We start from the raw sequence: 14,266 nt of genomic DNA, 5'->3' as shown, positions 1-14,266 counted from the left end.
ATAATTAGCAATGAACGTTATATAAACTCACTGAACATGTTTTTTAAGCGTTCAATCAACCCCTGCTTTTGCTCGCCTTCCGCAGCGGGACTACTCTTGGTTCGGTTGGTCGGCTTCTTGGAACTTCCACCGCTACTGCTGCTAACGCTGGTCGATCTTCCGCGATAGTAGCGAATGGCATTATGCAAGATGCCGACTCCGCTTGTGTAGCCCGGATCCCTTACACCGATAAAGTCCGGTACGGCGATCCTTACAGAAGCGGCCAGTTCGCTTTGTGCCACCTGAAGTACACCAGGCATGGAGACGGTGCCTCCGGTAAGTATATAACCCCCCGGAAGCTCTGTGTAACCCAAGCGCTTAACTTCCGCCTGAATGAGTTGAAAAATTTCCTGCACCCTCGGCTCAATAATGGCAGCCAAGTCCTGCTGATTGAATTCCTTATCGACATTACTGCCGATACGGGTCACTTTAAAGACCACATCGGCTGCCGCATCATCATACCATGCGCAGCCGTATTTAAGCTTTACTTTTTCGGCTTGATCGGTAAGGGTTCTCAGTCCGTAGGCAATGTCATTGGTTACAAATTCTCCACCGATGGGAAGTGTAGATGTAGCAACAATCGTTCCTTCCTGGAAAATAGCAACATTTGTAGAGCCTGCACCAATATCCACCAGCACCGAACCCATCACCTTCTCATCCTTCGAAAGTGACAATTGTCCGGCACCCAGAGGCAGCAGCACTAAATCTTTGATCCTCAAGCCGCCTTTCTCAACGCAGCGCAACAGATTATGTATCGGCGTCTTGCCTCCCGTAACAATCGTAGCTTCTACTTCCAAACGAACTCCGATCATACCTCGAGGGTCTTGAATACCTTCAAGGCCATCCACGACATACTGCTTGGCTACCACGTCAATAATTTCTCTCTCTGGTGGTACTGCAATAACTTCAGCTGCCTTGAGCACACGCTCAATGTCCTCCTCACCGATTTCACGGTCCTCGTTGGACACGGCTACTACACCATGACTATTTTGCAGGCCAATATGGTTACCTGAAATTCCCACGTACACTTCCGTTATTTGAATACCAACCATGCGCTCTGCGTGATCCACGGCGTTACGGATTGATTGCACGGTTTGATCGATGTCTACAATTGCACCTTTGCGAATCCCTTCCGAGTCGGCAGATCCAACTCCAATAATATTAAAGGTTCCATTGTTCATTTCCCCAATAATAGCCCGAACTTTGGATGTACCGATGTCCAAACTAACAATGATGTCATTGTTGCTCAAGTCTGTGGCACCTCCTGACTCCAAAATGAATTTCGTTCTTTGAACACACTCTGTACATATTCAACATACTCCATGCTTTCCCTCTTTTTTCTACAAATTTTTTAGAAGCCAATTTATGGTTGCAGTCACATAAAAATTCGAAGAAAAAAGAAGGAGGCAAGTCTATTACCCATAAAATCAATTCTAGCATTTTTTCACATCACTGAGTAGTATCTTTTTCTTGGGGCTCTTCGCTCGTATCCTGTTTGAACGGAACGTAGGAATCTGCCTCCAACATTGTGATCAAACCAGGCTCTTCTGTTTCCAGCACCTGATTCAAATAACTGATTTTAGAGCTCAGAAGAGAAACCGTCGTAATAACCTCAAATTGAGAGCGCGTATACATTTTTATGCGGTCTGGAAAAGAAGGGATCGGCGCAGGAATGATTTCCGAAATATCGGCTGTCCATTCCCCCGGAATCCGAGATAACGCATCACACAGCTTTGCTTTGTAGGAATCATCCGATTTCCATTTAGTCAAAATGGGCTTCTCAACTGCAATTCCGCTGCTGCCCACGCCAACGCTTGTCCCGTTTGCAAGAATGGCGCGAAGGCTTCCATCACTCTGCAACTCGTAAGCAACCGTAGCATACTCTTTAATATGAACAGCAATAACTCCTGGAAACTGCTTGTCCACTGTTACTTGTTGAATCGACTGAATCTCTCGCAGCTTATTGGAAATGCCTGAAGAACTGACTCCGAAATACTGATCCCCGATAGCCAGACCACTTCGATTAAGCAACTGTTCCCGAGTCGAAAATACATTACCATCAAAACGGATTTCAGAAACCCGGCTTAACGAGGAACGGAAAAAGAGAACAGCAAGCAGTACGATAAACAACAAAATGAGCAGGATGGCAATCTTCCGACTTGTTCTTTTTTTCATTCTGTTCTGTTTAAGAACAGGTATTTGAGCGTTTGGCATAGCTTCTCTCCACAAAAGCCTTTGGTCCCTCCGCTAACGGAGGGACATTACAGGCATTAATTTACGAAATCCAGTTGCTCCGGCACCGGAGACTGACGGCTCATTCGTGCACCCAGTCCCTGGAAAAGACGCTCAATCCGGTCATACCCTCTGTCAATATGGTGTACCTGCTCGACAATGGTAAGGCCTTGAGCTGCCAGGCCCGCTATAACCAGCGCAGCCCCCGCGCGTAGATCGGTAGCCTCTACCGTGGCCCCGTACAGACGGGGAACTCCCCGTATAAAGGCGGCATTCGCATCAACCGTAATATCGGCACCCATCACATTCAATTCATCCACATGTTTGAATCGACTTTCGAAGACCGTCTCTTTCATCACACTAAAGCCATCTGCCAGAGAAAGCAGAACCATGACTTGTGACTGCAAGTCCGTCGGAAAAGACGGGTAAGGGGAGGTAACAATCCTTTCCACCGCTTTGGGGCGGCTCATGCAGCTTACGGTCATTATATCATTCAAGATGCCGATTTGAACACCAGCCCGCCTGAGGACGTGAATCAGAGCGGACAAATGGGAGGGATTACAGTGCGTCAACGACACACTGCCACGCGTGGCCGCAGCCGCGATCATAACGGTCCCGGCCACAATACGGTCGGGAATAACCTCATACGTACACGGATTCAAGGAGTTGACTCCCGTAATCGTAATCGTATCCGTCCCCGCTCCGATAATACGAGCTCCCATCGCATTCAGGAAGTTTTGAAGATCCTGAATCTCAGGTTCCCTCGCTGCGTTGGTAATCGTTGTCTGGCCTTCGGCCAACGCAGCGGCCATCATAATGTTTTCTGTAGCCCCCACGCTCGGGAAATCCAGATGGATATCCGTTCCAGTCAGCTTGCGGGCCCGAAATGTAATTTGTTCTTCTTTTTCCACGATCTCCGCTCCAAGGGCCTTAAGGCCCTCCAGGTGAAGATCAATTTTGCGCTCGCCTATGGCGCAGCCTCCCGGTTGGTAAATGGAAACTTCTCCATATCTGGCGAGCAGCGGTCCCATGAGAAAGATAGACGAGCGCATTTGCTTCATCAAATCTTCCGGAATCTGGAACGTTCGGACGGACGACGTATCCACGTATACCGTTTCCTCTTCATGTCGGCATGTACAGCCAAGTCTCTCAAGGATGTGCAGCATGACCTTAATGTCTAATAAATGGGGCACATTCCGAATTTCTACCTTACCTTGTGCAAGCAAGCTTGCCGCAAGAATAGGCAGTGCCGCATTTTTTGCCCCATGGATACGTATGGTGCCTGACAAGGGACGGCCTCCCTCAATCACCAATTTGTCCAATGTATCACCTCCGAGTTTACCGCTCACCCACTACGAAAACCTCCGGAACTAGCTTGATGCCGGTTTGAGATGATATTGTACTTTGAATATGCTTCATTAGGGTAAGCACGTCCTCTGCTGTCGCTTGACCGGTATTTACAATGAAATTGGCATGCTGTACGGAAACTTCAGCGCCTCCAGCCTTTAAGCCCTTGAGACCTGCATCTTCAATAAGACGGGCCGCATAGTCTCCTGGCGGATTGCGAAATACGCTTCCCGCACAGGCCAGCTGTAACGGCTGAGTCTGCCTGCGACGATCTTTGAAGGCCGCAAGCGCCGCCGAAATTTCCTCTCGGTCGCCCTGTTTCATCCGAAACACCGCTTCTGTCACCATTCCACGCTGCTCGTGCAGCACGGAGTGGCGATAGCTGAAATGCATTTGTTCGGCATCATACACAGCCAATTCCCCTGTATCCAGCACAATCTCAGCGGACTGGAATATTTGTGACACATCAGACCCATGGGCACCGGCATTCATGTAGACAGCCCCGCCAACCGATCCCGGGATACCTCCCGCAAATTCGAGGCCGGATAGCCCCTGCTTGCTGGCCATGACACACAGTTTGACTAGTGACACGCCTCCACCGGCGACGATCCGTTCATCTTCAAAACGGACATAATCAAATCCCGGTCCCAGCTTGATCACGAGACCCCGGATTCCTTTATCGGAAACGAGCATGTTCGAGCCCCGTCCCAACTGCATCCACGGGATTCCATGCTCGCCAGCCAGCCGCAGTAAAGTTGCTAGCTGCTCCTTGGTATTCGGGATGACAAGTGCATCCGCCGGACCCCCAATCTTCCACGTCGTATATTTGGAAAGCGGCTCATGCTCCAGCACTTTTCCGATATCATGCTCCGCTAATAATGGCATCCATTGCTGCATTTGTACTGAAACCTCCTTGTTGCTTGCCCCGCATGGTTGTATGGCTCTCACCTGACAACCGGCAGCCTGAGTGATGGTCACAATGTATAGGGTATCTTATGTCAATACCATCCGGTGTGTGACAATCGCCCAGTCTGCGCTGCGGTCTAACTTTTACGGGCAAGACGCTCCATTTCTTTTACTAAAATATCAGCTGAATCAGGCTTGCCAAGCGCAGACGCTGATTCAGCCATTCGGCTGCGCAATGCCTCATCCTCCATGATCCCCGCAATGGATTGAAACAAGGACGAACCGTTCAGGTCCTTCTCCACAATCATGACCGAAGCCCCTGCTTTTTCAAGTGTACGGGCATTGGCCTCCTGATGGTTGTTCGTCACATTGGGAGATGGAATCAAAATGGATGGAATACCCAATGATGTGATTTCAGCCAAAAAGGATGCGCCGGCGCGATTAACGATTAAAGAGGTACAAGCCAGCACCTCCGGCATATTGTGAATATAGGGAAGCACATGCAGATGATTGGGTAGTGAGCCGATTTGATCCCGTATGCTGTCCAACGTCTGCTCATAGTAAGATTCACCAGTCACATATACAAAATGGACGTCTTTCAGTTGCGAAAGTTGCGGAGCCATTGCAATCATGGCATCATTGATGGCCTTTGCTCCCCTGCTGCCACCGACCACAAGCACGACCGAGCTGTTCATTGGAACCCCGATGGTAGCAAAGCCCCGGTCCCGGTTAGCCTGACGAACCGTTGTAGCGCGCGGATTCCCGGTGTACAGTACATTTTTGGCTTTGGGGAAAGCTCCTTCCGAGCCCTCAAAGCTGACAGCCACCGTATCCACGTAACGGCTCAGAAACGCATTGGTCAGGCCCGGAATTGCGTTTTGCTCATGAATAATGCTGGGTATCCCCAACTTGGAAGCTGCATAGACGACAGGGCCACATACATAACCCCCCGTGCCGATCACGATATCCGGCTTGAATTTTTTCAATAATGCTTTGGATCTGCGGACCCCTTTGAAGAAGCGCATAATCGTTTTTATATTTTCCACAGACAGGCTGCGACGGAATCCTGTAATATCAATAGCCTCGAATGGAATTTTTTCCTGAGGAACCAGCTTACTTTCCAGTCCCCGCTGACCGCCAATGTATAAAAATTCAGCGTCCGGATCAATCTCTTCGCACTGTCTGGCTACGGCGAGCGCCGGATAAATGTGTCCTCCGGTACCGCCGCCGCTCAACACGACGCGCATAAACGTTCACCTCGCATAACGTGATAAATTCAGTAAAATGCCCAGCGCTGTTAGCATCAACGTTAGAGAAGAGCCTCCGTAGCTGATTAAGGGCAGTGTTATTCCTGTCACCGGCATTAAGCCGATTACGACACCTATGTTAATGACCACCTGTATGGCAACCATTCCTACAATGCCCACAGCGAGCAAACTGCCGTAAGTATCCGGAATGGTAATAGCGACGCGCATTCCTCTCCACACGAGAACCAGAAAGAGCGCCAGCACCGTCATTCCACCGATAAAGCCAAGCTCCTCCGCCAAAATCGAAAAAATAAAGTCCGTCTGCGGCTCGGGAACATAGCTGTATTTCTGGCGGCTCATGCCAAGCCCCAAGCCTGCCAGCCCACCAGGTCCAATGGCGTACAGCGATTGAATAATCTGATAGCCTGCACCAAGCGGATCGGACCATGGGTCCAGAAACGCAGTGATCCGCTGGAGCCGATAAGGCGCAGCCGCAATCAGTGCCGCAAATCCGGCCGCTCCCGTTAATGCCAGCAGTCCCAAATGCTTCATACGTGCGCCTGCCGTAAATACGATCAGCATGGACGCCCCCATCATCACCGTGCCTGTACCCAAATCGGGCTGGAGCATAATCAGGCCAAAGGCCAGTCCCATGAGTCCAAGCGGGGGCAGCAGGCCGTTAATAAAGGAATTAATATCATAATCCGGGCGGCTGAGCCAGCGGGCGAGAAAAAGAATCATGCCCAGCTTCATAAACTCGGATGGCTGAATGCCAAAAGAACTGATACCGAGCCAGCTTCGTGCACCGCCTCTGACTACACCAATACCGGGAATGAGTACGGCAACCAGCAGAGCGAGACAGATCAGCAGTACGACCTTGGCATACTTCTGCCAGATCCGATAGTCCGTTCGGGCAGTAAAGTACATCGCTACAAGACCTAGCCCGGCGAACAGCAATTGCCGCTTCACAAAATAGTAGGAGTCCCCGTACTCGTGAAAAGCGAGGACGGCGCCCGCACTGTATACCATAACCATGCCGATGGCTAACAAGCTCAAAATACAGACGAAAAGCCATATATCCGGCGCTGGACGAGATTGCTTCATCAGGAGGCCACCCCTTGCATAAAAGTAGGGGCTTATCCAACCCCCCTACTTACAATTTATGCGCCGCCTCTTTAAAAATACGTCCACGCTCTTCATAGGACCGGAACATATCCCAACTTGCGCACGCGGGTGAGAGCAATACAACATCTCCCGGCTCAGCAAGTTTAGCAGCCTTGTTCACAGCCTCCACGAGCGTAGCGGCGGCGTCCTCCCCATTATCGACGACCTCGATACGCTCTATTCCAGCCTGACGTGCCCGGTCTGCCAGCTTATGCCGAGTCTCGCCCAGCAGCACAACAGCCTTTACACCCTCCTGCAAGGACGGTACGAGCTCTGCATAATCCGAACCCCGGTCCAATCCTCCGGCAATCAATACAATAGGTTGCTTGAAGGAAGACAGCGCCATCATCGTCGCTTTGGAATTGGTTGCTTTAGAATTGTTGTAATAAGCTGCCCCGGCATGTTCTCCAACATATTCGAGCCGATGCTCCACTCCACGAAAAGCGCTTAGCGGTTCCGCCAATTCAGACGGCTCCGCTCCTGCAGCAATAGCAATCGCGCAAGCAGCGAGGGCATTTTCCACATTAAAGCGGCCCGGAAGACCAATCTCGGCAACGCCTATAATCGGATGCACCACACCACTCGCATCGCGATATACGATGCTGCGTTCGATGTCATCCGTCACATCCGGTATGTATGGCGGGTCAGCGAACAACCCTTCCTGCAAACGTTCCGTCATTGAGAACGGGAGCAGCTTCGCTTTGATATAGGGCACAAGCTCCCGACAAATGGGATCATCCCAGTTCAATACCGCAGTATCAGCCGCCGTTTGATTGGCAAACAGACGCGCCTTGGACGCAACATAATCCTCCATGTCACCATGATAATCCAGATGGGTTTCAGCCACGTTCAGCAAGCAGGCTACAGCAGGTTTGAAATCCTTTGTCCCTTTTAACTGAAAACTGCTCAGCTCCACCACCATCCACTCGTCCGATCTGGCATCCACAGCGGCCTCACATAATGGCGTGCCGATATTACCAGCCACGATCGGCTTCATGCCGGATGCCTCTAACAGCTTACCTACCCAAGTGGTCGTGGTCGTTTTCCCATTCGAGCCTGTAATCCCGATCATCGGCGCTTTGCATAGATGATAGGCGACCTCGACCTCGGTCACGACCTCAATCCCCAGTTCGACAGCTTTCTGCACTGGCGAGGCCGTATAAGGAATACCCGGATTTTTGACAACCAGCTTCACTCCCGGATGAATTAGCCCTTCCGGGTGACTGCCGCATAAAACGGAAATTCCCAAAGCCTCTAATTCAGAAGCTTCGGGACATTGTTCCCTGTCTTTTTTATCATTGACTGTCAGCTTGGCCCCGGCCTGGTGCAGTACCTTGGCGACTTGCACGCCACTTTTGGCCAGGCCTATAATAACGACCTCTTGCTCTCGGTATGTGTCTGGATGATTCATTTGTCTACAACCCCTTGTTGAGATAAAGTCCGAGTCCTGCCAGCAGCAGTCCTACAGCCCAAAATGTAATAACTACGCGCCATTCGGACCAGCCGGAAAGCTCGAAGTGATGATGAATCGGGCTCATTTTAAAAATACGTTTGCCACGTGTTTTAAAGGAAGCTACTTGCAAAACTACGGACAGCATTTCAATTACAAATACACCACCAATAATAATGAACAAAATTTCGCTTTTGGTGACGATAGCGATGGCACCTATAGCGCCTCCGATTCCCAGCGAGCCTGTATCGCCCATAAATACCTTGGCCGGATGTGCGTTGTATACAAGAAAACCAAGTACAGCACCAATCATGGCCGCTGAGCAAACCGCAGCCGGAAGCGAGGTTGCTTGAATAGCTACGATGGCATAAGCACCGAAGGCAATCGCACTGGTACCGGACAGCAGCCCGTCCAGCCCATCTGTGAAGTTGACGGCGTTGCTAATCGCCAGCATCATAATAACGATGAACGGATAATAGAACCAGCCACTCCAATCAAACGACCAGGAAGTTCCCGGAATGCCAATGGCAGTGCTGTGATCGTTACTCATCAGAAGCCAGCACATGATTCCACTGAACAACAATTGCCCGAAAAGCTTTTGACGAGCTGTTAGTCCAAGCGAACGCTTGAATACAATTTTGATATAGTCGTCCAGGAAGCCAATCAGCCCAAAACCCAGCGTAGCAACCAGCAGGACGTAAAAATCCGTATTTTTAATCGCCGAAAACTTAAGAAAGGTCAGCGTAAAAGCCACCAAAATAACGATTCCACCCATAGTAGGCGTACCCGTCTTTTTAAGATGGCTTTGTGGCCCGTCATCCCGGACCTGCTGGCCGAATTTCATTCTCCGCAGCAGCGGAATGAGTATTGGAGCGGCAATGACCGCCAGTATAAACGATACGACGATCGTCAGCAGTAATAATTGAATATCCATGGGAGTCTCCCTCTCGTCTACATCAGTTCTGTAGTGGACCGTTTTTCAGCGCATCCACAATTTCTTCCAGTCGCATCCCTCGGGATGCCTTTACCAGCACGATATCATCGGCACGGAGGTAAGCTTGCAGGTCTTGGATCAGCTTTTGCTTATCTTCATAAGCATGTACGTCATCAGACGGCATGGACGCTTGCGCCCCATGCGCAATGGACGTGCCCAACACACCGTAGGTGAACAGCACGTCTACGTCATGTTTCGCTGCAAAAAGCCCAATTTCCTCGTGGAATTGCTTTTCCTCGGGACCCAGCTCTAGCATATCACCCAGCACGGCGATTTTACGTCCCTTCGTTTCGTAACCGGATAACGTCTGAATTGCAGCTTTCATTGAAGCCGGACTGGCGTTATAAGCATCGTTCAGCACGGTAAGCCCATTGGTGCAGCTCACGACCTCAATGCGCATGCCTGTCAACTTCAAAGCCGACAGCCCTTCGCGCACATGGTCTGCATCCACCCCAAAATGACGCGCTACCGCCAGTGCTGCCAAACCGTTCACAACATTGTGCTGACCAAGCAACGGAAGCCGGAAAGCATCCTTGTCGGATTGGGCCGTCGTGAACAAACTGCCTTCTCCATCCGTAGTTATTCCAGTTGGATAATCATCGTTATCCGCAGACATACCGAACGTGAACAGCTTCAAACCGTCAGGCTTAACCGTTTCGGGCTCCGCGAGCACTTGCGGCAATAGCGGTTCATCTCCATTGTAAATCAGCAAGCCGCCGGGTTTGAGACCGCTGACGATTTCCAGCTTTGCACGTGCAATTTCCGCACGTGAACCGAGCTGGAGCAAATGCGCTTCGCCAATGTTCGTAATGACCGCTACATCAGGCTGGGCAATATCAGTCAGCAGGCGGATCTCCCCGCGTCCACTCATTCCCATTTCCAAAATCAGGATGTCCGTATCCTGCGGCATGGATAGCACCGTTAAAGGCAGACCGATGTGGTTGTTATAATTCCCTTCGGTTTTGTGTACTTTAAAGGTCGTACCCAACAGAGCGTTGACGATGTCTTTTGTCGTCGTTTTGCCATTGCTTCCGGTAATCCCTACGACAGGTACACCCGTCTCCCGCAAATATGCGGCCGCAAGACGCTGGAGGGCCACCAAGGTATCCTCTACTTCAATCGCATTCCCTGCCGGGGGTGTACCGTGATCCTTTTGCCATAAAAAAGCAGCCGCTCCTTCTCCACTCACGATCTGCTGCACATAATCATGTCCGTCAAACCGTTCACCCGCGAGTGGAACGAACAGCCCCTGAGCCTGCGGCTTGCGTGAATCTGTAAAAACGCCCTCAACCATTCGTTCGGCGTCCGCCTCTATGTGAAGCGTTCCCCCGCTCATGGAGGTGATTTGACCGATTGTTCTTTTCATCACTTGGATAAACCCCTTATCGCTTCTTTGGCTACGATGCGGTCATCGAATTCATGCACCGTTTTTCCGATCAACTGGTAGGTCTCATGACCTTTTCCCGCAATCAATACTACATCGTCAGGGCTTGCCATTTCAACAGCTTTATGAATAGCAGCTCTACGATCTACGATCAGCTCGTAGCGTTCTGCGGGTATACCTTCATCAATCAGCCCTTGCTCAATGTCTTTCAAAATAGCTTCCGGGTCCTCTGTCCGCGGATTATCCGAGGTAATAAAAGCATGATCACTGTATTGAGCAGCAATTTTTCCCATCAAAGGACGTTTCGTACGATCCCGATCCCCGCCGCACCCGAATACACACCATACTTTACCAACTGCAAACTCCTTAACGGTGCGGAGCACATTCTCCAGTCCATCCGGTGTATGGGCATAGTCCACGATAACTGCAAATGGCTGACCTGCGTCTACAGGCTCTACCCGTCCGTCTACGCCTGCTATGGACTCCAAGCTGTGCTTGATATCAGGCAGAGACACTCCTTCCAATAAAGCGGCTGTAACGGCTGCCAAAGCGTTATACACATTGAACTTGCCCACCATGCGCAACTCAATATCGGTATCTCCTTTAAAAGTAGAGACATGGAAGGATGTGCCCTTGGCACCTACAGCGATATGGGATGCCTGCACATCCGACTCCTTTTCCACGCCGTATGTAATCACTTGGGCCGCAGTGATAGCCTGAAAATAGGAGGAGGCCGGGTCATCCGCATTCAGAACAGCATATTTACTGTCCGACGCATCCCGCGAAAAGGCATTTCCCAAGCGAGAAAACAACAATCCTTTGGCCGCACGGTACTCCTCCATCGTGTTATGGTAGTCCAGATGATCCTGCGTCAGGTTCGTAAAAATAGCGGTGCGAAAATCAGTTCCTTTCACGCGCCCTTGCTCCAGTGCGTGTGAAGATACCTCCATCGCACAGCATTGGACCCCTTGCTCCGCCATATTTCCAAGATAGCGTTGCAGCTCTACCGCCTCGGGTGTGGTACCGGACATAGGGTAGGACTGACCACCGTAACGCATTTGAATCGTTCCGATCAGTCCAGTGTTCATTCCGGCATCGTTCAAGATTTTTTCAATTAGATAAGTTATAGTTGTTTTGCCATTGGTTCCGGTTATGCCAATCATGCGCATACGGCGGCTCGGTGAATCAAACATATAATCAGCCAAAACCGCCATTGCGTACCGGGCATCCTTGACTATAAGTTGTGGTACAGGTACATTCAATTCCCGTTCCACAACCAAAGCCGCCGCTCCGGACGCAACTGCCTGCTGTGCATAATCGTGTCCGTCAACTGTAAAACCGGGTAGACACAAAAATAAATCTCCCTGCTGTACCCGGCGTGAGTCCGCCCCGATTCCTCGGCAGTCCACTGTACCGTCCCCCACAATGCGGGAGGCGGCCAGCAGTGAAGCCAATTGTTGAAGCTGCATCTTTCATTCCTCCATTGCTCTCTCGTTAATCTTAGTATGGGTATAAAAAGAACCTATCAATCCCCCATATATATACGGATTGTTGATCCCCGCTCCAGCCGGGAGCCTGGCTTTGGTGCCTGACTGACCACCGTCTTGCCTGACCCGGATTTTACGAGCATAAAGTTCATATTCATATCTTCGTATAAATCAGCCACAGTAGCACCTACCAAATCCGGCACCGTATCAATTCGGTTTTCCCCGTACTTGTATTCCTTGGCAATCTGATTGGTGCGAGGTGGTATTTTCAGAGCAAGCAGCGAATCCCGCAAAATATTTTGCACGATTGGCGCAGCGACCACCCCGCCGAATTGAATGCCCTTCGGGTTATCCACAGCGGTATAGACGACAATTTGCGGATCATCCGCCGGGGCAAAACCGATAAAGGATACAATATGCTCCGAGGAAGAGTAACGTCCGTTGATCACCTTTTGCGCTGTACCTGTTTTGCCACCCACCCGGTAACCCTCAATAAAAGCGGGACGGCCTGTACCTTTGGCTACGACGCTCTCCAGCGCTTCCCTCACCTGTCGGGAGGTATCCTCTGAAATGACTCTGCGCACCAGTTCAGGCTCTACTTTTTCCAGCACCTTCCCTGTCTCTGGGCGAATCCAGCCTTTGGTAATGTGCGGTTTATACAGATTGCCGCCGTTGATCGCAGCAGACACGGCCGTCACCTGCTGAATCGGAGTCACAGATACCCCTTGGCCAAAAGCGGTTGTCGCCAGCTCTACCGGTCCTACCTGGGGTAACTTAAATAAGATACCATTTGCTTCACCAATCATGTCAATGCCCGTTTTACTGCCAAACCCGAAATTGCGAATATACTTGAAAAGCGATTCCTTGCCCAGACGCTGACCCAGCGTCACAAAGCCTGGATTACAGGAATTTTCCACGACTTGAAGGAAAGTCTGGCTACCGTGGCCGCCTTTTTTCCAACAGCGCAGGCGGGCCCCGCCAACTTCAATGTACCCCGGGTCGAAAAAGCGATCGTTTTTGAGATCGACCTTCTTCTCCTCCAATGCAGCAGCCAAAGTAATAATCTTAAAAGTGGAGCCTGGCTCGTATGTCATCCAAATCGGCAGATTTCTATTGTAAATTTCAGGTGCATATTGTTTGTATAGCGCAGGCTCATAGCCTGGTCGCCCAGCCATACCCAAGATTTCCCCATTTTTGGGGTTCATTGCGATGGCCAACGCGGAATTAGCCTGGAATTTGACCATGGCCTGGTCAAGCTCCCGCTCCATGATAGACTGTACAGACTTATCAATGGTCAGTTGCAAGTTCAGACCATCCTTGGGTTCAACATACTTCTCAGAAGAGCCGGGCATCAGACGACCGCCTGCATCGGATAGATAGGCAATGCTTCCGTCAATACCGCGAAGCTTGCTATTATTCTTTTTCTCTACACCCGTCAACCCCTGATTGTCAATTCCCGTAAACCCGAGAATATGAGCTGCCAAATCACCATAAGGATAATAGCGTTTGTTGTCTTCAGCAACAACGATACCCGGCAGCTTCAAATCACGAATTTGCTGCGCTTTCTCCATCGTAATTTTTCGTCCGCCGGGCTGAAGTTTTTGGCTTGCTGTTCGTTTGGTAATCAGTTTGAGCACTTTATCCTCGCTCATATCTAGCAAGGGCGCCAGCCTGCGCGCCGCTTCTTCCGGCTCCTTGATCTGCACCGGTATCGCCATGACTGTCGGCGAAGTGACATTATAGGTCAGCGCCGTACCTTGCCGATCCAAAATTTCGCCGCGTTTGGCGGCAAAAGGTATATTTCGGCGCCACGATTCCTCAGCCTTGGCCGAGAGCTCGCCCCCTTTACCCAATTGAACATAGGCGAGCCGGACTGACAAGGCTGTAAACAGTACAAACAATCCCAGCAGCCCCCATACCAGCCTGCGCCGCATGGTCACGTTAGATTTCTTCAAACGCACTCCCCTCCGTTCCTCCAAATACTCATGACATGTCTTACCTCATGAATATTCAAAA

The 14,266-nt window shown here is 50.6% G+C and carries 11 protein-coding genes; all 11 read right to left on the bottom strand.

The features are described 5' to 3' along the window. Positions 1 to 17: 17 nt before the first annotated feature. The 11 genes from ftsA to ACQ4MX_RS24760 all read right to left on the bottom strand — a co-directional run bounded on the left by ftsA (position 18) and on the right by ACQ4MX_RS24760 (position 14,205). Positions 18 to 1,289 (bottom strand): cell division protein FtsA, encoded by a 1,272-nt coding sequence (gene ftsA / locus ACQ4MX_RS24810; protein ID WP_134913489.1) that lies wholly within the window; start codon positions 1,287 to 1,289, stop codon positions 18 to 20. A gap of 199 nt (positions 1,290 to 1,488) precedes the next feature. Next, positions 1,489 to 2,253 (bottom strand): cell division protein FtsQ/DivIB, encoded by a 765-nt coding sequence (locus ACQ4MX_RS24805; protein WP_431087839.1) that lies wholly within the window; start codon positions 2,251 to 2,253, stop codon positions 1,489 to 1,491. Between the two features lie 56 nt (positions 2,254 to 2,309). Next, on the bottom strand, positions 2,310 to 3,620 hold the full coding sequence (murA, locus tag ACQ4MX_RS24800) for a UDP-N-acetylglucosamine 1-carboxyvinyltransferase (RefSeq protein ID WP_187644771.1): 1,311 nt from the start codon (positions 3,618 to 3,620) through the stop codon (positions 2,310 to 2,312). After that, entirely contained in the window at positions 3,610 to 4,515 is a 906-nt protein-coding gene (gene murB, locus ACQ4MX_RS24795) for a UDP-N-acetylmuramate dehydrogenase (protein WP_431087838.1), read from the bottom strand. The genes murA and murB overlap by 11 nt, the downstream gene beginning before the upstream one ends. 146 nt (positions 4,516 to 4,661) lie before the next feature. Further along, positions 4,662 to 5,771: an undecaprenyldiphospho-muramoylpentapeptide beta-N-acetylglucosaminyltransferase gene (gene murG / locus ACQ4MX_RS24790; RefSeq protein WP_149093325.1), complete on the bottom strand. Its 1,110-nt coding sequence runs from the start codon at positions 5,769 to 5,771 to the stop codon at positions 4,662 to 4,664. 6 nt (positions 5,772 to 5,777) lie between these two features. Beyond that, on the bottom strand, positions 5,778 to 6,875 hold the full coding sequence (gene spoVE, locus ACQ4MX_RS24785; protein ID WP_431087836.1) for a stage V sporulation protein E: 1,098 nt from the start codon (positions 6,873 to 6,875) through the stop codon (positions 5,778 to 5,780). A 49-nt stretch (positions 6,876 to 6,924) separates the two neighbouring features. Beyond that, the gene (gene murD, locus ACQ4MX_RS24780; RefSeq protein WP_431087835.1) at positions 6,925 to 8,346 is read right to left on the bottom strand and encodes a UDP-N-acetylmuramoyl-L-alanine--D-glutamate ligase; all 1,422 of its coding nucleotides are present in this window, start codon (positions 8,344 to 8,346) and stop codon (positions 6,925 to 6,927) included. Positions 8,347 to 8,350: 4 nt separating this feature from the next. Next, on the bottom strand, positions 8,351 to 9,319 hold the full coding sequence (gene mraY / locus ACQ4MX_RS24775; RefSeq protein WP_192511870.1) for a phospho-N-acetylmuramoyl-pentapeptide-transferase: 969 nt from the start codon (positions 9,317 to 9,319) through the stop codon (positions 8,351 to 8,353). Between the two features lie 22 nt (positions 9,320 to 9,341). After that, on the bottom strand, positions 9,342 to 10,745 hold the full coding sequence (locus ACQ4MX_RS24770) for a UDP-N-acetylmuramoyl-tripeptide--D-alanyl-D-alanine ligase (protein WP_431091406.1): 1,404 nt from the start codon (positions 10,743 to 10,745) through the stop codon (positions 9,342 to 9,344). Then, a complete protein-coding gene (locus tag ACQ4MX_RS24765; RefSeq protein ID WP_431087834.1) occupies positions 10,745 to 12,232 on the bottom strand; it encodes a UDP-N-acetylmuramoyl-L-alanyl-D-glutamate--2,6-diaminopimelate ligase in 1,488 nt (495 codons plus the stop codon). The genes ACQ4MX_RS24770 and ACQ4MX_RS24765 overlap by 1 nt, the downstream gene beginning before the upstream one ends. Before the next feature lie 56 nt (positions 12,233 to 12,288). Next, on the bottom strand, positions 12,289 to 14,205 hold the full coding sequence (locus ACQ4MX_RS24760) for a stage V sporulation protein D (RefSeq protein ID WP_431087833.1): 1,917 nt from the start codon (positions 14,203 to 14,205) through the stop codon (positions 12,289 to 12,291). Between the last annotated feature and the right edge of the window lie 61 nt (positions 14,206 to 14,266).

Origin of the sequence: Paenibacillus sp. 8b26 (assembly GCF_050626875.1) — a bacterium.
GTDB lineage: Bacteria > Bacillota > Bacilli > Paenibacillales > Paenibacillaceae > Paenibacillus.
Note: the sequence above shows the minus strand (reverse complement) of the source record. Positions and strands in the feature narration are given on the sequence as shown.

Excerpts from the sequence above, each read along its gene's own strand:
- murG (WP_149093325.1), bottom strand. The coding sequence starts at position 5,771 with ATGCGCGTCGTGTTGAGCGGCGGCGGTACCGGAGGACACATTTATCCG.
- mraY (WP_192511870.1), bottom strand. The coding sequence starts at position 9,319 with ATGGATATTCAATTATTACTGCTGACGATCGTCGTATCGTTTATACTG.
- ACQ4MX_RS24805 (WP_431087839.1), bottom strand. The coding sequence starts at position 2,253 with ATGCCAAACGCTCAAATACCTGTTCTTAAACAGAACAGAATGAAAAAA.
- murB (WP_431087838.1), bottom strand. The coding sequence starts at position 4,515 with ATGCAGCAATGGATGCCATTATTAGCGGAGCATGATATCGGAAAAGTG.
- murD (WP_431087835.1), bottom strand. The coding sequence starts at position 8,346 with ATGAATCATCCAGACACATACCGAGAGCAAGAGGTCGTTATTATAGGC.
- ACQ4MX_RS24770 (WP_431091406.1), bottom strand. The coding sequence starts at position 10,745 with ATGAAAAGAACAATCGGTCAAATCACCTCCATGAGCGGGGGAACGCTT.
- spoVE (WP_431087836.1), bottom strand. The coding sequence starts at position 6,875 with ATGAAGCAATCTCGTCCAGCGCCGGATATATGGCTTTTCGTCTGTATT.
- ACQ4MX_RS24765 (WP_431087834.1), bottom strand. The coding sequence starts at position 12,232 with ATGCAGCTTCAACAATTGGCTTCACTGCTGGCCGCCTCCCGCATTGTG.